This is a genomic window from uncultured Shimia sp. (assembly GCF_947498095.1).
In the GTDB taxonomy this organism is placed as follows: Bacteria; Pseudomonadota; Alphaproteobacteria; order Rhodobacterales; family Rhodobacteraceae; genus Shimia.
Window position 1 is genome coordinate 47,625 of sequence record NZ_CANMJE010000015.1, and the last position, 19,638, is coordinate 67,262.

Here is a 19,638-nt window from a genome sequence, read left to right on the forward strand (position 1 = left end):
AAAATACTTCCACCGGAGGCATCCGCTCCGGCACCGCTCACTTGCGGTTGATGAGCATAAGACCCAGAACCACAAGACCCAGTGCAGCCCAGATGCTCACTCCAACGCTTTCGCCCAAAAGCCACCAGCCAAACAGAACGCTCAGAACCGGCGACAAAAAGCTAAACGACGCCACGGATGAGGCTGGATAGATGGTGAGCAACCAGAACCAGAACACGTATCCGATCGCGACGACCCCGAGGGATTGAAACAAGATACCCGCGACATGAATTATCTCAGGGTCACGCAACAACGGGCCAAACAAGGGCGCCACGGCACTCAGGATCACGGCCGACACCAGAATTTGCCACATCAACTGGGCTTCGGGCGGTATCGTTTTCAAGGGCTTTATCCGTATCATCAAGGCGATCGCGGCCCAGCCCCAGGCGGCCCCCAGCGCTGCGAGATCCCCCCAGATGTTTGCCGCGCCTCCGGCGCGGTCCATCAATGCAACGGCCACGCCCGTCATTGCCAGCGCCAACCCCAACATGCGCCTCAGACTTAGCCGTTCCCCTGGCAAAAACACATGCGCCGCCAAGGCCAGCCAGACCGGCATCGAATAGAAGATGACACTGGCCCGGGACACATCCGTGAGATCAAGAGCGATATATAGACATATGAATTCAAAAGAAAAAAGAACACCCGAGAACACACCCGCCACAACAATGTCACGCCGCCGTTCAAACCGAATACCGCGCAAGGCCATCCATCCGCCAAGAGCAAAGACTGCAATCGCTGACCGGATTGCCGCCACGAAAACCGGCGAGAACCCTCCGTTCGTGACTTTGATGACCACCTGATTAAAGGCCAGCAAGGCCGCAAAAAGGATCAGCGAAGTCGCTCCAAAAGCGTCGATATGTTGTTTTCGGTCCATAAGGCACTCGCGCCTGATTTGCTAAATTTGTCAAGCAGTTCCACCAATTATGCACCGCAGGGCGTTTCATCCCTCGCCTTTGTTGCGGCAACATGCCAAAACCAGACCGATCACTTGAGAGACCCCATGACCGCCACCCTGCGCATCGCCAGCTACAACTTGCAAAAATGTGTCGGTATGGACATGCGCCGCCGACCCGATCGCTCCATGCAGGTGATTAACGCGATTGGTGCGGACATTGTGGTGCTGCAAGAGGCCGACAAGCGATTGCCACCCCGCCCCGCGGCCCTGCCCCATGACGTCATCGAAACCCAAGGCTGGCAGGCGCTGCCCTTTGGCCAACCCGGCGGATCGCTCGGGTGGCATGGCAACGCTATGTTGATGCGGGGAGATCTGGGGCTGATCGAAACAGACCATCTGGAACTGCCGGGTCTCGAACCACGGGGGGCCATTTTGGCAGACTTTGACACCTCCATTGGCGCGCTTCGGGTCATTGGTGTGCATCTTGGCCTGCTCAGACGATTTAGATTGTTGCAGCTGATGGCCATCACGCGCCACTTGCGCCACCGCCCGCCCTTGCCAACGGTGCTTGTCGGAGACTTCAACGAATGGGGACCAAAGACGGCACTGGACGCGGCCACACCGGGGCTTGAGTTCGTGGATCCCGGCCATTCATTTCCGGCACCGCGCCCCGTTGCCGCGCTGGATAGCCTTGCTCACACTGACAATTTGCGCGTGGTGGATAGCGGCGTGCATCGTGCGCGTCCTGCAGCCAGTGCATCCGATCACCTGCCTGTCTGGGCCGAGATTTCAAAAGCCTGATCCCGACGGTCACTTATGGTGTGGTGATCCTTTCGATCATCGTGCAAGGTTTGTCTGTGGCGCCCATGGCACGAAGCGTGGGCCGCGAACCGGAGTTGATGTGATGCGCGACTACCTCGTCTATGACGTTTTTACTGATCAGCCTTTTGGAGGCAATCAATTGGCCGTCTTTCCTGACGCCAGCGACCTGGCGGAAAACAGTCTTCAGGCCATCGCCGCCGAGTTCAATTTTTCCGAAGTGACCTTTGTCTATCCTCCTGAAAACACGGCAAACACCGCCAAAGTGCGCATCTTTACCCCGACGATGGAGGTTCCTTTTGCGGGCCACCCCACCATCGGAACGGCCGTTGCACTGGCGGACCTTGGACAAGGCCCAGACATGGTGCTGGAATTGGGTATCGGCCCTCTGGCCTGTCGGGCGCAAAATGGCAGCGCGCAGTTTACGACCAGCGCGGCACTGGAATTGACTGAGCGGCCTGATCCCAACCTTGTTGCCCGCGCGCTGGGTCTGGCGCAGGACGCGATCCTGACCACCACGCATACACCTGTTATGGCCTCACTGGGACTGGCCTTTACCATCTCAGAGCTGGACTGTCGGGACTCACTGGCGGCGATCCAGACTGACGTTGCGGCCTTCCGTGAAGGCAACGCCACCCACCCTTCCGGGCTGGATTTCGCACAGTTTGCCTATGTGCGCGAAGGCGACGTGATCCACGCCCGCATGTTCGCGCCGCTTGACAATATTCCAGAAGACCCCGCCACCGGCAGCGCCTGCGCGACGCTGGGCGCGCTTTTGGCACAGCTTGGAGGTCAGGACGTCACGCTGCGCATTCATCAAGGCGACGATATGGGACGGCCTTCAGTTATCGGTGTCAGTACCGAAGGACCATCAGTCACGGTGAGTGGACAGGCCGTGAAAATGAAGGAAGGGCGGCTCGTATTTTGACGCAGGGTCCCCAAAAGCTAAGGTAGGGTCAAGGATGGAGCGTTCAGGTATCGTCTGAGATATCGCACACCATATGCAGGTGCAGTCCGATTTCGTGATTGTCATCCAACACCGGAACCCGCGTTTCCACCTCGGTTTGAAATCCAAGGTGGCGATAAAAGCCAACCGCTTCGTTATCAGCAGCGACATCCAGACAAATCTGCTGACACCCTAAGCCAATGGCCCGGTCTTTTGCTGCGTTGAACAAGCGGCCAGCAATGCCTAACCCTTGCGCCTGCGGGCTCACCGCAAACTCAAGAATGTAGAATGACCCAGTGCGCGGCACAGGGAACAACCGGTCCATCCAGTGCAATGCCGCCTCTATATGTGCGGCCTCTTGGCCGCCCAGAGCTTTCGGTTGATTGCGCATCGAAGCGTTAAAACAAGCGGCATATTCCTCATCGCTAAAGCCGATCAAAAGCCCCACGATTTCATCTGAAAACAAGGTCGTAAACGCCTGCTTAAACGAGAATAAACCACTTGCGGATGACCATTCACTCTCGATCAATCTGTGTAGCGTCGGCATGGTGCCGAACATATAGGCATTCAGCTTAGGGTCGGTGCTCCACAACAGGTCCGCCAAGGCCTCCGGCGAAACATCCTTTGAAGCAGGTACGGTCAGAGCATCCATGTCTGGACCCCCTCTTGCTTGCAATTACCCATTGGCAAAAACGTCAGCCTTGCCGCGTCTATTGCCAATGGTCCTTTGGTCATACAAGCACAGAGACGTCACCCTGTTAAGCCATGTCGCCCGATGCGACCGGCTCTCAGGCAGCGCGGCCGCGGTTCGGCCTGCGACGACGCTTCTGCCCGCCCCCCGGTCCACCAGCAGGCTTACCACCCCCGGATCTTTGCGAGTTGCCACCACCACTGCGGCGCGGGCCACCTTTGCCACGACCACCGCCGCCTGTGTTTTTGGGTTTGTTCTTGTGGGACGGGTCGGTCATTCCCAACCAAGGCGTCCCAGACAGCACAGGGATTTCGATTTTCAAAACCTTCTGGATGGCTTTCAACTCGTCGGTTTCATCCGGTGAGCAGAACGCCACAGCCGCGCCGTCCATACCGGCCCGTGCCGTACGGCCGATCCGGTGAACATAGTTTTCAGGCACATTGGGCAGGTCAAAGTTGTAGACATGGCGCACTTGGGGAATATCCAGACCGCGTGCGGCCACATCGGTGGCCACAAGCACCATTGCCTCTCCGTTACGAAATGCCTTGAGGGCACGCTCTCGTTGTCCCTGGCTCTTGTTGCCATGCACAGTTTGAGCTTCATACCCTTGCTTCACGAGGACTTTCACCAGACGGTCAGAGCCGTGTTTGGTGCGGGCAAACACGATCGCCGCTTCGTCACGGTGCTTGCTCAGCAACTCGATCAGCAGATTGGTTTTCTCGGCCTTCGAGATGTAGTGAACCCCTTGGGTCACCTTGTCAGCAGTTTTACCGGGAGGCGCCACCTGCACGCGTACAGGGTTGTTCAGGTAAGAACCTGAAATCTCGGCCATCAGCTTTGGCATCGTCGCCGAAAACAGCATGGTTTGGCGTTTGGCGGGCAGAAACTCAACGATTTTGCGCAAAGCATGGATGAACCCCATGTCGAGCATCTGGTCAGCTTCGTCCAAAACCAGGAAATCGGTCTGCGACAGGTCCAGTGCGCGGCGGTCCAGAAGGTCGATCAATCGCCCCGGTGTGGCAACCAGAACATCCGTGCCGCGCGCAACCCGCTTAATCTGTGGGTTAATGGCCACGCCACCAACCACAAGTCCCACTTTGAAATGGCTTCCATCCACCAAGACGCCAAGGCTTTCCTTGATTTGATTGGCCAGTTCGCGTGTCGGAGCGAGGATCAGACTGCGCACAGTCTTTGGTTCGGGTGGGCGACCATAGCTTTGCAGCTTGGCGATCAGCGGCAGGCCAAAGGCCAGCGTTTTGCCGGTGCCAGTCTGCGCCAGCCCCATCACGTCTTGCCCTTCCAGTGCGTGCGGTATCGCACGTTCCTGAATGGGGCTTGGTTTGTCGATGCCTGTGGCAATCAGCTTCTCAACCAGCTTTTTCGGCAGGCCGAGGTCATAAAACGTCGTCATAAATTTCTTTCCGGCGCTTCGGTGCAACGAAACGCCTGTGTCGCCCCATCTGTCGGGGCCGGTTGGTGGAAGGCCACAAAGCGCACTGCGTCTGTGACGTCAGCCCTATGCAACCCTGGCCCCACGCGTGATCTTGGGATCGGATGAACGCCTATGTCTTTGGCCGGATTTCGCTCCGGTCTGATATTTGCTGCTCACGCGGCAGTAGGCGGTTGAGGCTGCACATGGGGCCTGACGCTTCACATGTCAACCAAGAAAGCACTGTAAACCCGCGACAAAGAGGTGGCCACTCAGGGTCTTGGGCGATAAAACCGTAGGTCAGGAAGTTAACGGAACAGCCCCATGAGCGACACGATTCTAGCCCGCTGCGAGACCAAAGGCCTGCGCATGACCGAGCAACGCCGGGTGATCGCGGCCGTACTGCAAGAGAGCAGTGACCACCCTGACGTGGAAGAACTCTATGCACGCGCCTCAGCACGCGATGCCGGGATTTCTCTGGCCACGGTCTATCGCACGGTGAAGCTGTTCGAAGAGGCAGGTATCCTGGACAAACTGGAATTTGGCGATGGGCGCGCTCGGTACGAAGATGCCGAACGCGAGCATCACGACCACCTGATCGACATTCAGTCGGGCGAAGTGATCGAGTTTGTAGACCCCGAGATCGAGGCCCTGCAGGAAAAGATCGCCGAAAAACTGGGGTACAAGCTTAAAGGTCACAAGCTAGAGCTTTATGGCGTGCCGCTGCGCCGCTAACCTGATCACGGGCACCTATTTCATGTGGCGTGCCCAGGCCTGACCCAATGTGATGTACCAAATGTTCGCTTCGGGACCGATGGCATAGTCAATGCCCAGATCCATCCCCATTTTGCGCGCGATCCGATAACGGAACCCGACACCATAGGCAAAGGCCTCAAAATCTCCGCCAATAACCGAAGTTCCGCTGGCTTGGGTTGCACCATAGCCCGCAAATCCCAAAACCGACCAACGCGGATCGACCTGCCTGCGGATCTCAATCTCGGTCGAGAACACCTGATCGCCTTGATAGCGGTTGTAGGGAACACCACGCAGGGAAATCGATGGCTCCATAAAGAATGGGGCGTCGCCATGTGTGCCTTCGTAGAGCCCCATGGCCGAAAAGGTCCAGTTCTCATCCGGTGAGAAGAACCCTGCCCCAAACAGTTTGGAAGCGACAAACTCGCTATCACTGCCCCAAGTTGGCGAAAAGCTTTTGACCGACAGGCTGGCGCTTAATCCATTACGCGGCGTGTGAGGGTTATCACGTGAGTCAAAGGTCAACTCTAATCCCAAGGCCGCCTGATCAATGGTTTGGCTAAGGCTGGGCGGGATCGGCGTGCCATTGTCGTTGTTCGGCGAAATGTTGGATCGGTTCAGTGTCAGGCTCGGCCCGAGGAAAAACTGACTGTTTCCCAGTCGCTTGCGGGCGTCCGCAAAAAACAACCAGGCTTTGTTATTAAACTCTAAGGGTGTAGAGCCGATATTGGGAAAGAATGTCAGATTGACCGACCCGCCGCCTAAGGCAACGCGATACTTGATATCACCACCCTGCAAACTGCCTTGGCGACCGGCAAATGCCAGCTGTGACCCGTTGGTGGTCCCGGCTGCACCCACCAGCGAGATCGTGGTATCTTCGCCGTTCGGCACGCCGGAGTTGTCAAAGAATGCCAACGCCATGCCCAAACCTTTGCCAAGCGCAGGTTCGGTGATGACAAATGGCAGCGGGATAAACCCGCCACGCCCCAGAAAGGCGGAGACATCAAACTTGCCATCCTCTGGATCGGTCATCATTTGCGAAAAACTGAGCTTTGGCTGGTCTTCGACTGTTGTTGACTCGTCTTCGCCAAAAGCAGCAGAGGCGGCAAAAACCGCAATCCCGAGCATTCCTGCCCGAGCCATGCCTGATAGCTTTGCGATCGCCATATGACGGTCCCCGCTCTCTCTCAGCGGGCAGATTGGCATGAATGTTGTTTTATCTCAAGCGGTTCAGGCCCGTAGCTTTTCCCCTTTGGGATCAAACGGTGGCTCATGCAGAATGCGCGCTTTGTGGGGTTGGCCCAACACCATCACCTCAACCTCGTCGCCCGGCTCTGCACCACTGACGTGGGCCAGCGCCAGTGACATACCGACCGTGTAACCATAGGTGCCCGAAGTGACCTTGCCGATGCCTATTCCGTCCTTAAAGATCGGCTCACCGCCCGTTGCGTCAGCATTAGACGCTGCGGTGTCCGCCTCATCCAGATGCAACAAGACCAAGGTTTCGCGCGCCTCTTGCGCCAGTGTCTCGGCCACGGCCTCTTTGTTGAGGAAATCCTTGTCCATCTTGCAAAGGCGATCCAACCCGATCTCTTGCGGCCAGTATTCCGGGCTGTATTCGCGGCTCCACGAGCCATACCCTTTCTCTACCCGCAACGACATCAAGGCACGGCCCCCGACAGGACCTGCACCAAAGTCTTTGCCTGCACTCAGCAATGCTTCATAAAGTTTGGCCTGATCTTCCACCTTACAGTGAATTTCCCAACCCAAATCACCGGTGAACGACACGCGCAAAGCCAGCGCCTCGATCCCGGCAATGTCGATCATTTTCGAGCGCATAAAAGGGAAGTCTTCGGTATTAAGCGAGGTATTGGTCAACCGTTGCAACAGGTCGCGCGACTTGGGTCCGGCGACGTTAAAGCCGCAAATGCTGTCTGTGTGGCTTTCAAATGTCGTGCCCTTGGGCAGCGGCACCTGTTTGAAAAAGCGGCTGTGATAGCGTTCGGCAATGCCCGATCCGATGATCCAGAACTCATCTTCAGCCAATCGCGTGACCGTAAAGTCTCCGGCAATGCCTCCGCGTTTGCCAATCAGAGGCGTCAGGCACGACCGGCCAATTTCTTTTGGCATATTGTTGGCAAAGACGGCGTTCAGCCAGTCCGAAGCCCCCGGTCCTTTGCAGATGTATTTGGCAAAGTTCGAGATATCGATGATGCCCGCTCGGTCCCGCAGCATCTTGCATTCTTCACCCACAGGGCCCCACCAGTTCTGGCGGGTGAATCCGTTGGTATCGACGGTGCCGGGGTCTTTGGCAAACCACAAAGGATGCTCCCAACCATAGTTCAGGCCAAAGACCGCCCCCATGGCTTTTTGCGTCTCATAAATCGGCCGCGTCCTCACGGGTCGTCCCGCCGCGCGCTCTTCGTTGGGGAAGTGAATGGCAAAGCGGTGCGAATAGACATCCCGCACCTTGGCTTTGACAAAGTCGGGATTGTTGGCCCAAAGACCGAAACGCGCCACATCCCATGGAAACATGTCGTACTGCATTTCGCCTTCGATGATCCACTGCGCCACCATCAATCCCATGCCCGCCGATTGCGAGAAGCCGGGAATGATGCCGCCGCACATAAAATAGCCATCCAGCTCGGGCACCGGCCCGAGGATCACGTTGCTGTCCGGCGACCAGATCATCGGCCCATTAATGACCCGCTTGATCCCTGCGGTGGCCGCCACCGGAACCCGGTCCATGGCGCGCAATACGTTTTCCTCGATACGTTCCAGATCATCCGGGAAAAGGTCATGGGCAAAGTCCAGCGGCGTGCCATTTTCAGCCCAGAACCGCATGTCCTTTTCATAAGCGCCGATCAGCAGCCCCTGCCCCTCTTGACGCATGTAATATTCGCCGTCCCGATCCGCGACCGAGGGCAAGCGACGGTCCATCGCATCAATTTCGGCAATGGTCTCTGTCACAAAGTACTGGTGTTCCGTGGGTTGCAACGGCATCTCAAGACCCGCCATCTTGGCCACTTCACGCCCCCAGAGACCGGCGGCATTGATGACCCAAGGCGTTTTGATGTCGCCCTTGGTGGTGCGCACGATCCAAGTGCCATCAGGTTGCTGTTCGGTGCCAGTCACCGGGGTAAAGCGATGGATCTCACCGCCGCGCTGCGTCGCGCCCTTGGCATAGGCATGGGTCACGCCCGAGGGGTCGACGTTGCCGCCGTCCTCTTCCCACATGATGGTGCGGATACCGTCGAAATTGACCAGCGGGTGCAGACGCTCAGCCTCATCCCGGCTGATCTCGTGGAATTTCATGCCATAAAGCTTGGCCTTGGCCGCCTGCAATTTCAGCTGGTGCTCGCGGTTTTCAGTCTGCGCGAGGTATAGCGAGCCCGGTTGAAACACGCCGCAGCTTTGACCAGTCTCAGCCTCGAGCTCGTTATAGAGCGTCATCGTATAGTGCTGAATGCGGCTGATATTGGCGCTATCATGCAGCCCGTGAATGCCCGCCGCCGCGTGCCATGTGCTGCCGCTGGTCAACTCGTCCCGCTCGAGCAGAACGACATCTTTCCATCCGAGTTTTGTGAGATGGTAAAGAATTGAACATCCGATAAGGCCGCCACCGATAACGACTGCTTGAGCATGGGTCCGCATGGGTAAAGTTCCGTGTGTGGTCAGTTTCCTCTAAACCTGCAGCCGTCGACCCGACACAAAATGCCCTTTTGCGACATGTTTCGTCGCAGATTTGCGCCGCACCCCTGATATGTGTTGGCCGAAATCAGTCCCGTGGTCTAAGCTTCCAGCTTTTCCCGTAGTCACTGTGTCCCGGAAATCTCTGTCGCGAGGATCGAAATGAGACTTAAACAAAAGCTGCAAAATACTGACATGCGCCTGTCCAGTGCGCTTTGTACTATTCCCTCCGCGGCAATCACCCAAGCACTGGCCGCAAGCGGTCTTGATGCTGTGATTGTAGACCTTGAGCATGGTGCAGTTGATTACGGCAGCGCCCACGCCATGATCGCCGCCACGGCCGGTACGGATTGTGCACCCTTGGTCCGCATCCGCGAAAACATCCCCAGCCTGGTCAAACGCGCCCTCGACCTAGGTGCCGAAGGCATTGTTTTTCCGCTGATCCGCACTGCGGAAGAGGCCCGGCTGGCGGTGCAATCCATGCACTACCCTCCCGATGGCGTGCGTGGTTTTGGCCCGTTTATTGCGCAGTCACGCTGGCAGGCAAATCTGGCAAGCTATCCCGCGCAGGAGCAAGGCAATCTGATCTGCTGCCTGTTGGTTGAGACAGCTGAAGCCGTCGACAATATTGACGCGATCTGCGCGGTTGAAGGGATTGACCTGTTGATCCCGGCGCAGTTCGACCTCAGCACTGACCTGGGCATCATGGGGCAATTCGAGCATCCCGAGTTCCAGCGCGCCGTTGCCAAGGTCGAAGCCGCCGCAAACAAGGCCAGTATTCCATTGGGCAATGCCGCGCTGGCGGAACCACAGGCCCTGGCGCTGTTTGAGCGCGGCTATAGGCTGGTTGCGAGCTTTGACATCCTGTGGCTGCGCGAAAAAGCAGCAGAGATGGCCGGATGGTGTAAGAGCTGAGGTGCGACTGGATCCGAGGATCACTCGCGGTTCAGATGCACCTGAAAGTTTAGCGTGATTATGTCGCCTACCAAATCCGGATAGCCCGAGATATCAAAGGCTTTGCGGCTTACGGCGCCTGTTACTTGCAAGATCAGCTCCGAATTGTCCGTCGGTGCATCGGCCCGCCGTTGGAAAACCGCATCTAGCGTAACAGGGCGCGTCACACCTTTCAGCGTAAGATCTCCTGTCACACGGGCACCATTGGCATTCGGCACAACGCGCGAACTGACAAAATGTGCACTTGGGTATTGTTTGGTCGCCAACAAATCGTCCCCACGCATGGCTATCGTGACCAAGGCGTCCCCAGCCCTCACAGATTTGGTCGCAATCGTGACGTCCAGCGTTGAGCGGCGCACATCCTGCAGATCAACCATCGTCATCGCCTGCGACACCTGAAAGGATCCTTCGATCTTACGTCCACCAAGAGAATAGAAAAATGCAACTTTGGAGGCTTTGATATCAAGACTGTAGGGTACTGGCCCGGCCCATCCGGCTGAAACCGTCCAGAGAAAAACCATCAAAGAGATCAACATGCGCGTCATGAACCACATCTAACATGCGGCCTTGACCTGTCGACCCCCAACTTCGCCATTTGCGACACGTCTCGTCGTAAAGTGACCAGCGCCTTGCAAAAATGCCGCGATTGTGAAGCTAATCACCAGAACCATGAAAGGGGAGCGCCCATGAAAACCACCACACGTGTGGCCGTGATCGGCGGCGGAGTCGTCGGCTGTTCAGTCTTGTATCACCTGACCAAACTGGGCTGGTCCGATGTGATGCTTCTCGAGCGCTCGGAACTGACCTCTGGGTCTACGTGGCACGCGGCAGGCGGTTTTCACACCCTCAACGGCGACACCAACATGGCAGCTCTTCAGGGCTATACCATCCGGCTTTACAAAGAGCTGGAAGAGATCACGGGCATGTCCTGTGGCCTTCACCACGTGGGCGGCGTGACCTTGGCGGACAATCAGGACCGCTTTGATATGCTGGTGGCTGAGCGCGCCAAACACCGCTTCATGGGGCTTGAGACCGAGATCGTCTCGCCTGAAGAAATTCGCAAGATCGCACCTGTTACCAATACAGACGGCATTATTGGCGGGCTTTACGATCCACTTGATGGCCACCTCGACCCCTCGGGCACCACACATGCCTATGCCAAGGCCGCACGTATGGGTGGTGCCACGATTGAAACCCACTGCATGGTGCAGGAAACCAACCAGCGTGCGGATGGCACCTGGGACGTTGTCACCAACAAGGGCACCATTCACGCCGAACACATCGTCAACGCGGGCGGTCTCTGGGCACGCGAGGTTGGCGCCATGGCCGGTGTATACTTCCCGCTGCACCCGATGGAGCACCAATACGTCGTCACCGACGAAGTGCCGATGATCGCCGAGATCATCGATGCAGGCGGTGAGCACCCGCATGTCATGGACCCCGCCGGTGAAAGCTATCTACGCCAAGAGGGGCGCGGCCTTTGCATTGGGTTTTATGAGCAACCTTGCAAACCTTGGGCCGTAGACGGCACACCTTGGGAGTTTGGTCATGAACTTTTGCAAGACGACTTTGACAAGATCGAAGACTCCATCGATTTTGCCTACAAACGCTTTCCTGCGCTGGAGCAGGCTGGCATCAAATCCGTGATCCACGGACCCTTTACCTTTGCCCCCGACGGCAACCCTCTGGTCGGTCCGGTACCCGGCATGCGCAACTACTGGTCGGCCTGCGCCGTCATGGCTGGCTTTTCCCAAGGTGGCGGCGTTGGCCTGATGCTGGCGCAATGGATGGTCGAAGGAGAATGCGAGCGCGACACCTTTGCCATGGACTGCGCCCGCTTTGGCGACTGGATCACCCCCGGCTACACGCGCCCCAAGGTAATTGAGAACTATCAGAAACGCTTCTCTGTTTCTTACCCCAACGAGGAACTGCCCGCCGCACGTCCCTTCCGCACCACGCCGATGTACGACATCTTTGATGGGATGGGCGCCGTCTGGGGCCATCAATACGGCATCGAAATCCCGAACTACTTTGCGATTGGCGATGAACCGCGCTTTGAGACACCTTCGTTCCGCCGCTCCAACGCTTTTGACGCCACCGCGCGCGAGGTCAAAGCGGTGCGCGAGGTCGTCGGTATCAACGAAGTCCACAACTTCGGAAAGTACTGCATTCGTGGCGAGGGTGCGCGCGCCTGGCTCGACCACATCATGGCAGGCCGCGTACCACAACCGGGCCGCCTGTCACTGACCCCGATGCTCTCGCCCAAGGGCCGCCTGATTGGCGATTTCACCATCTCTTGCCTCTCCGAGACCGAATTCCAACTGACCGCGTCTTACGGCTCGCAAGCCTATCACATGCGCTGGTTCCTCCAGCACAAAGAGCATGGGGTAAAGATCGAGAATGTCTCGGACACTGTGAACGGTTTCCAGATCGCAGGCCCCAATGCTCTGAAAGTGCTGCAAGCCTGCACCCGTCAGGACATGTCTGACATGCGCTTCATGGATGTGCGCCGCGCCACGGTAGGCATGTGTGACTGTATCATCCAGCGCGTCAGCTATACTGGCGACTTGGGCTATGAAATCTACTGCGACCTGCCCTCACAACGCGCGCTTTGGGACACGCTCTGGACCGCCGGACAAGACCACGGCATGAAACCCTTTGGCATGCGCGCCATGATGTCCCTGCGCTTAGACAAGTTCTTCGGCTCGTGGCTTTCCGAGTTCTCACCGGATTACACGGCAGCGGAAACCGGTCTCGACCGTTTTATCAGCTTTAAGAAGAACACAGACTTCATCGGCCGCGCCGCTGCCGAAGCCGAGCGTGAAGCTGGCCCGGCCCGCAAACTCTGCGCCTTTGAGGTCGATGCGGACGACGCAGACGTCAACGCCTATGAGCCGATCTGGCTCGACGGTGAGGTGGTCGGCTTCTGCACCTCAGGTGGCTATAGCCACTACGCTCGGAAATCGATCGCACAGGGGTTTGTCCCCATCGACAAGGCCCACGAAGGCCTTGAGGTTGAGATCGAAATCCTCGGATCCATGCGCAAAGCGCGGCTCATTACACAAGCGCTCTTTGACGCTGACGGAACGCGCATGCGGGGATAACCCTTTCCCCCTGCCTTCATTTTGGTAAAAATACTCCCGCCGGAGGCATCCCATGCTGCCTTCGGCGACCTGTTTTGACAAGGGCGCCTATGCTATCCATCCTTCTTCTTGCAGCCGGATCGTCATCGCGCATGCGCGGCGCTGATAAGCTCATGCAGGATGTCGATGGCAATCCCTTGATACGTACCATGGCAACCCGCGCGCTCGACACAGGCTGCCCGGTGCGTGTCACCCTGCCCGACGCCGCACATCCGCGTGCAAAGGCGCTGGCAGACCTCGACGTGACACAAGCGATCGTGCCAGATGCCGATATGGGCATGGCCCATTCCATTCGCGCCGGGGTCTCTGCCCTGCCCGCCACAGTGACCGCCGTCATGATCTTACCTGCTGACATGCCGGACCTGACAGCCTCGGATCTCATGAAAATGCATCAGGCTTTTACAGCCGCGCCTGAGGGGGCCCTGCTGCGCGGGGTCACATCCGACAATCACGCAGGCCATCCGGTGATCTTTCCTCAAGAGTGTTTTGAAGCGTTGTCACAGATTTCAGGTGATCAGGGGGCTCGGTCTGTTGTTAAAGAATTTGCCGGGCCGGTAGTCCATGTCCCGTTGCCCGATCACCATGCGTTGACCGATCTCGATACGCCAGAGGATTGGGCACACTGGCGGAACTGTCAGGATTGAAATAGCCGAGAGGTTTCGCGCGCCGAAGGAAAGGCACGCTGGCAGCCTTGTTTGGCAAGGTTCGGACAGGCTTTCTGCAAGGCCTCGCGCACGGGCGCAAGAGCCTCGGACATCAATTTACGATCCGGCTGAAAAGTCTCGGTCCAGACATCATTGGCAAGGATCAACTCGTGACGATCCATCAGGATGTTCCAACCGTCTGCAACGGCCAAGTCCCGGTCATAGGTCACGCCTTCAAGGTGCTTCAGATCCCGTGCGCGGGTTAAGGCTTCGGTCTGCGTGGTTTGATTGTTTTGCGTATCCGCCTTGGTCAACACTCTTTGATGCGGCGACAAAGACAGATCCCGCGACGGTATCCCGGGGCCCAGAGCGCCCGCTTGCAGGCGTAACATGCTCTGGTGACGCTCTATGCCACGAAACACAGCGCTGCCGACCCAGCGAACGGGCTGGTAACCATTGTCACGTGTCAACAATATGTCTCCAACACGCAAGGTGCTGGCGGGCTTTTCGCCCTCGATGGTTTTGATGATCGCGTCGCCTGCCACACTTCCGACCTGCGCCAGCGTTCCTGCCTTGGGTCGCGAATTCCCGGAATAACAAAAATCTGGCGCCGCCTGAATTTCGGCCCCATCAACTTCCAAAACAAACTGTGTTTCATTCAACATAGAAAACCCGCTGCGTAACAGAGGCGGCACAAAGCGCTGCCGTCTTCCAAAACATGCCTGTCAATTTGGGCGCAAATGGGACCTAGGCGCGGAATTTCCTCGCCGAATTGTGTTGGCCAACCACCCTCGCGTCACCTTTCTCTGTTGTTCTATTCGCGTCCAAGCTGGTTTACACTCAGGCCAAAGCGACAGGAATCGAAAGGCAGCCCCATGTTCCGCAATGTCACGACGCCCCTGTGGGGCGGTCTGTTTTCTCTTGTTTTCCTGGCAACAACGCCCGGTGTCGCATCGGCACAAGAAGATGCTGTCGAACGACCACCACGTCCCGCAAGAATCATCGAGGTGACTGAGCGGCCAAGGGAAACCGAAATCTCGCAGCCTATCGTCGTCGAGCCTTTGCAATCTGCCGTCCTCACCATGTTGGAAGGCGGCGTTCTGGAAGAACTTCCCGTCTTTGAGGGCGCCATTGTCAAAAAAGGCGATCTGATCGCCCGGGTCGACACTCGAATTCTGGAAAACAACCTCAATCAAGCCCGCTCGCAATTGGCACAAGCCAAGGTCGAATTTGAACGCGCAGCGATATTGCTGCAGCAAGACAATGTCTCAAAAAGTGTTTATGATCAAAGAGAAACAGAATACGAGCTCGCTGAATTGAATGTCGAAGTGGCCGAAAAACGGCTAGAGGACGCTACGCTGAGAGCCCCTTTTGACGGCGTTGTGGCTCTGGTTGAGGTGGACCAGTACCAAACCGTTGATGCGCGTCAGGAAATCATAACGCTGCAAAGCGAAACCAAATTTGTTGCCGTCATGCACGTCCCGGCAAGCCAGTTGGTTGATGCCTCAGATGTTGAGTTTATCGAAAGCTTCCTCAATCTGGACGTGGCCCCCCTTGCCAATATTCCGGCAGAGTTCCGGTCCTTGGCGCAGCAGGCTGATCCTGCCTCACAAACCTATGAAGCAGAATTGAGTTTTACCCGCCCCGAAGGGCTGGTTGTGTTGCCCGGAATGACCGGCCAGCTGTTCGCAACCGTGATCCCGAACGTCTCGGCAGAGCACATCCCAAGCGTCGAAATTCCAATGTCCGCCGTGCAATATGATGGCGAGCAGACCTATGTTTGGCTGGCTCAAGAAAGTGGGGACGCCCTAAGTGTGACCCGTCGCGACATCACCGTCGAAAAAGAGATCGGCCGGATGTTGTCAGTAACAGAGGGGCTCAAGGCGGGCGACGAAATCGTCGGTGCTGGAGCGTCATACCTTTTCGAAGGTATGCAAGTTCGTCGTTTCGAAGGCTGATCTGGCATGAGCATCGCAGAGTTTTCAATTAAGAACCGCCTGATCGCAGGGATCGTCGTGGTGTTGTCGCTCTTGGGCGGCTGGCTGGCCTACAAGAACATGCCGCGTTTCGAAGACCCCGAATTCGTGATCCGCACGGCGCAAATCATCACCGCCTATCCAGGCGCTGACCCGCTCGAAGTTGCCAATGAAGTTGCGGAAACGCTGGAAAGCGCGATCCAGGAGATGCTCGAGGTCGAAGAGATCCGCTCAAAGTCCGAAGCTGGTCTCTCCACAATCTCGGTTGATATTCTTTACGATTTTTCCAAGAGCAAAGAAGACCTTGCGCTGATCTACACCAAGCTACGTAACAAGGTGAACGACGCCTCCCGTGATTTGCCGCCGGGTGCAACAACTCCTTTCGTAAACGACGATTACGCCGATGTGTTTGGCCTCTATTACGTGCTGACCAGCGACGGGTTTTCTCCGCGCGAAATGCACGATTATGCCAAGGCTGTTCGCACCCAATTGCTGGCGGTCGATGGCGTTGCCAAAGTGGCGATTGATGGGGTTCAGGAAGAAGCAATTTATCTCGAGTTCAACCAGACACAAATGTCGGTCAATGGTGTTTCTCTGGATCAGGTTTTCTCGCAAATTCAGCAGCATACGTCCGTCGTTTCATCTGGAAATGCCCAGATTGAAAAGCAACGCGTGCGTATTCAATTGCCTGAGAACGGCGATACTGTCACGGCACTAATGAACACGGTCGTAACAACCGGCGATCAGGACCGCGTCGTGCGTTTGCGCGACATTGCCAATGTCACCCGCTCCTACGAAGATCCAGCGACAAAGATTTTCCGGTACAACGGCCTTCCTGCGGTTGTTCTCGGCGTTTCTGCCCTGCCCGGCGAAAACATCGTCAAGGTGGGCAACGCTATCACTGATGTCATCAGCGCGACCGATAACCACCGCCCCTTGGGGTTAGAGATCGAAACCTTCTATCATCAAGGGGACATCGTAGACCTGTCTGTGAAAGACTTTGCCAAGAACGTTGGCGCGGCGCTTGTGATCGTCTTGGTGACGCTAGGCGTGTTCATGGGCATAAAATCCGCGTTGGTCATTGGGGGCGTTCTGTTGTTGACCATCGCGGCCACATTGGCCGTCATGGATTTTGCCGGTATTCCGATGCACCGCATCTCGCTTGGGGCGTTGATTATCGCGCTGGGGATGCTGGTGGACAACGCCATTGTGGTGACCGAAGGCATTCTGGTCGGCGTCAAAGCCGGCAAACGCAAGCTTGAGATGGCAGTGGATGTGGTGGCGCGCACGAAATGGCCGCTTTTGGGCGGCACAATCGTAGGGATTATCGCCTTTGCACCCATCGGATTTGCGCCTGGATCAACGGCGGAATACACCGGCGACCTGTTCTGGGTGGTCATGATTTCGCTTGGGTTCAGCTGGTTCTTTGCTCTGACCGCCGTGCCGGTCTTTGCCGACCTGTTGTTCAAAGAAGAACCCAATGCCACCGGCCCGAAACCCGATGGCAAACTGATGGTTCTCTACAAGCAGTTCATGCAAACCCTGCTGCGGGTGCGCTGGATTGTTATCGCGGTAACCTTTGGGGCTTTCGCCGCCGCGGTTGCGGGCATGGCTTTAATCAAGCCGGGCTTTTTCCCGTCCTCGACCACACCTCAGATCGTTGTCGACATGTTCCTGCCCGAGGGCACAAACATCGTCGAAACGGACCGCCAACTGCTCCAGCTCGAAGGCGAAGTGGCAGACCTTGAGGGCGTAACCGACGTTCATACGCTGATTGGACAAGGCACGTTGCGCTACATGCTGGTGTACTCCCCCGAGGATCGCACAGCGTCTTATGGTCAGTTGCTGTTGAAAGTTGATGATTATCGCAAGATCGACGATTTAATCCCCCAGTTGCAGGAGCATATTGATCAGAACTACCCCAATGCGCAGGCCAAGGTCTGGCGCTTTCAACTTGGCCCCGGTGGTGGGTCGAAAATCGAAGCAATGTTCACCGGTCGCGACCCGGTTGTGTTGCGCCAGCTGGCCGACCAGGCCAAGGCCATCATGGCTGCCAATCCCGACACGATTTCGATCAAGGATGACTGGCGCCAGCAGGTGCCCCTGATCATCCCACAGATGAATGAAACCCGCGCACGTCGCCTTGGGGTCACGCGTGAAGGCGTCGCGGATGCCCTGAACATCAACTTCAGCGGCAAACAGGTCGCCCTGTTCCGCGAAGATGACTATCTGATCCCGATCATACAGCGTGCGCCTCAGGATGAGCGTATCGGACTGCAGGCGATCGAAACCATCCAAGTTCCGTCGCCTGTCACCGGGGGGACAATCCCCTTGCTGCAGCTCGTCGACGGATTTGAAACCGTCTGGCAAGACGCCCTATTCCGCCGCGTCGACCGGGTTTGGGCCATTCAGGCACAGGCTGACCCTGCCGAAGGCGTCTTGTCCGGCACCCTGTTCAACACCTTGCGTCCTCAGATCGAGGCCATAGAGCTGCCCCCTGGCTACACACTGAGCTGGGAAGGCGAATACGGTGACTCGACCGAGGCAAACGAGGACCTCGCCTCGACGCTGCCAGCCGGATTTGGCGCGATGGTTCTGGTGGTTGTCTTGCTGTTCAATGCCTTGCGACAACCGGCGCTGATTTTCCTCACCGTACCACTGGCCATGATTGGCGTGACGATCGGGTTGGTCTCAACCGGAACTCCGATGGAGTTCATGGCCATTCTTGGGGTGCTGTCGCTCTCGGGATTGCTGATCAAGAACGCGATTGTTTTGGTGGATCAGATGGACCTTGAGATAGCTGAGGGTAAAGCACGATTTGATGCAGTGGTGGATTCCGCGGCCAGCCGGGTACGGCCTGTGATGATGGGGTCTCTGACCACGGTATTGGGCGTGTTGCCCTTGTTTCTTGACCCGTTCTTCAAGTCGATGGCGGTGGTTCTCGTCTTTGGCCTGACCTTTGCGACCTTGCTGACACTTTTGATCGTGCCTGCACTCTACATGGTCTTTATGCGGGTTCGAATGGACGAAACAAAAGCCCCTACTTAAAGCCAACCACCCACAACGTCTGGTCGTGCAGCGTCTCAAAGTGTTGCACGACCAAGATCAGCCTCCGGGCATCAATGGCGTGCTTATCAACACCTTAGGAAGACAATTCATGGCCCGGGCATTCGACACTCGAAAAAGAATTCTGGTGACTGGTGGGGCTGGCTTCGTCGGGTCCCATCTCTGCGATCGTCTGCTGGCACAAGGACACGAGGTTTTATGCGTCGACAATCTGTTCACCGGAAACAAGCAAAACATTGACCATTTGCACGGCAACCCTCTGTTTGAGTTCATGCGCCATGACGTGACTTTCCCTTTGTACGTCGAGGTGGATGAAATCTACAATCTCGCCTGCCCGGCCTCTCCCGTGCATTACCAGCATGACCCGGTGCAAACGACGAAGACATCCGTGCTGGGTGCAATCAACATGCTTGGCCTTGCCAAACGGCTGAAGTGCAAAGTGCTTCAGGCGTCAACCTCCGAGGTCTACGGGGATCCGCTTGTGCGGCCACAAACGGAATCCTATTGGGGAAACGTTGAGCAGCCCTATCTGACGGGTCCAAGTTGATTGTTAGTGCATGATCGGCCTGGGTTCCATTGGTATGATGGTTTCC

At 56.9% G+C, this 19,638-nt stretch carries 15 protein-coding genes and 1 pseudogene; 9 read left to right on the forward strand and 7 right to left on the reverse strand.

Annotation, left to right across the window (positions count from 1 at the left end; all coding sequences use genetic code 11):
- Positions 1–37: 37 nt before the first annotated feature.
- Complete coding sequence (locus tag Q0932_RS18260) at positions 38–913, reverse strand: DMT family transporter (RefSeq protein WP_299356300.1); 876 nt, start codon at positions 911–913, stop codon at positions 38–40.
- A 126-nt stretch (positions 914–1,039) separates the two neighbouring features.
- On the opposite strand from Q0932_RS18260, the gene Q0932_RS18265 reads away from it, so the two are divergent.
- Together Q0932_RS18265 and Q0932_RS18270 are read left to right on the forward strand one after the other, a co-directional pair.
- Positions 1,040–1,735 carry an endonuclease/exonuclease/phosphatase family protein gene (locus Q0932_RS18265; protein WP_299356302.1) on the forward strand — a complete coding sequence of 232 codons (696 nt, stop codon included), beginning with the start codon at positions 1,040–1,042 and terminating at the stop codon, positions 1,733–1,735.
- Between the two features lie 103 nt (positions 1,736–1,838).
- Positions 1,839–2,681 (forward strand): PhzF family phenazine biosynthesis protein, encoded by an 843-nt coding sequence (locus Q0932_RS18270; RefSeq protein WP_299356304.1) that lies wholly within the window; start codon positions 1,839–1,841, stop codon positions 2,679–2,681.
- Between the two features lie 43 nt (positions 2,682–2,724).
- Here the strand turns inward: Q0932_RS18270 and Q0932_RS18275 are convergent, their stop codons facing one another.
- Positions 2,725–3,351, reverse strand: coding sequence for a GNAT family N-acetyltransferase (locus Q0932_RS18275; protein ID WP_299356306.1), 627 nt, complete (start codon positions 3,349–3,351; stop codon positions 2,725–2,727).
- Positions 3,352–3,487: 136 nt separating this feature from the next.
- Entirely contained in the window at positions 3,488–4,801 is a 1,314-nt protein-coding gene (locus Q0932_RS18280; protein WP_299356308.1) for a DEAD/DEAH box helicase, read from the reverse strand.
- Positions 4,802–5,143: 342 nt separating this feature from the next.
- Here Q0932_RS18280 and Q0932_RS18285 point away from each other — a divergent pair, with 342 nt between their 5' ends.
- Entirely contained in the window at positions 5,144–5,554 is a 411-nt protein-coding gene (locus Q0932_RS18285) for a Fur family transcriptional regulator (protein WP_299356310.1), read from the forward strand.
- Between the two features lie 15 nt (positions 5,555–5,569).
- Here Q0932_RS18285 and Q0932_RS18290 read toward each other — a convergent pair whose 3' ends face one another.
- Entirely contained in the window at positions 5,570–6,739 is a 1,170-nt protein-coding gene (locus Q0932_RS18290) for a BamA/TamA family outer membrane protein (RefSeq protein WP_299356312.1), read from the reverse strand.
- Between the two features lie 63 nt (positions 6,740–6,802).
- Complete coding sequence (locus Q0932_RS18295) at positions 6,803–9,226, reverse strand: FAD-dependent oxidoreductase (RefSeq protein WP_299356313.1); 2,424 nt, start codon at positions 9,224–9,226, stop codon at positions 6,803–6,805.
- A gap of 198 nt (positions 9,227–9,424) precedes the next feature.
- Here Q0932_RS18295 and Q0932_RS18300 point away from each other — a divergent pair, with 198 nt between their 5' ends.
- Positions 9,425–10,177, forward strand: coding sequence for an aldolase/citrate lyase family protein (locus Q0932_RS18300; RefSeq protein ID WP_299356314.1), 753 nt, complete (start codon positions 9,425–9,427; stop codon positions 10,175–10,177).
- A gap of 20 nt (positions 10,178–10,197) precedes the next feature.
- Here Q0932_RS18300 and Q0932_RS18305 read toward each other — a convergent pair whose 3' ends face one another.
- Positions 10,198–10,761, reverse strand: a complete 564-nt coding sequence (locus tag Q0932_RS18305) for a YceI family protein (RefSeq protein ID WP_299356315.1) — start codon at positions 10,759–10,761, stop codon at positions 10,198–10,200.
- Positions 10,762–10,902: 141 nt separating this feature from the next.
- Here Q0932_RS18305 and Q0932_RS18310 point away from each other — a divergent pair, with 141 nt between their 5' ends.
- Both Q0932_RS18310 and Q0932_RS18315 read left to right on the forward strand, forming a co-directional pair.
- The gene (locus Q0932_RS18310) at positions 10,903–13,320 is read left to right on the forward strand and encodes an FAD-dependent oxidoreductase (RefSeq protein ID WP_299356316.1); all 2,418 of its coding nucleotides are present in this window, start codon (positions 10,903–10,905) and stop codon (positions 13,318–13,320) included.
- Positions 13,321–13,409: 89 nt separating this feature from the next.
- Positions 13,410–14,003, forward strand: a complete 594-nt coding sequence (locus Q0932_RS18315) for a nucleotidyltransferase family protein (RefSeq protein WP_299356318.1) — start codon at positions 13,410–13,412, stop codon at positions 14,001–14,003.
- On the opposite strand, the gene Q0932_RS18320 is transcribed toward Q0932_RS18315, so the two are convergent.
- Positions 13,994–14,668: a Hint domain-containing protein gene (locus tag Q0932_RS18320; RefSeq protein ID WP_299356320.1), complete on the reverse strand. Its 675-nt coding sequence runs from the start codon at positions 14,666–14,668 to the stop codon at positions 13,994–13,996. The two genes, Q0932_RS18315 and Q0932_RS18320, sit on opposite strands and share 10 nt — an antisense overlap.
- A 210-nt stretch (positions 14,669–14,878) precedes the next feature.
- On the opposite strand from Q0932_RS18320, the gene Q0932_RS18325 reads away from it, so the two are divergent.
- From Q0932_RS18325 to Q0932_RS18335, 3 genes and pseudogenes are all read left to right on the forward strand, one after another.
- Positions 14,879–15,961 (forward strand): efflux RND transporter periplasmic adaptor subunit, encoded by a 1,083-nt coding sequence (locus Q0932_RS18325; protein ID WP_299356322.1) that lies wholly within the window; start codon positions 14,879–14,881, stop codon positions 15,959–15,961.
- A gap of 6 nt (positions 15,962–15,967) precedes the next feature.
- Positions 15,968–19,027: an efflux RND transporter permease subunit gene (locus Q0932_RS18330; RefSeq protein WP_299356324.1), complete on the forward strand. Its 3,060-nt coding sequence runs from the start codon at positions 15,968–15,970 to the stop codon at positions 19,025–19,027.
- Positions 19,028–19,136: 109 nt separating this feature from the next.
- Positions 19,137–19,562 (forward strand): annotated as a pseudogene (locus Q0932_RS18335) (GDP-mannose 4,6-dehydratase); the annotation flags it as partial.
- Positions 19,563–19,638: the final 76 nt, after the last annotated feature.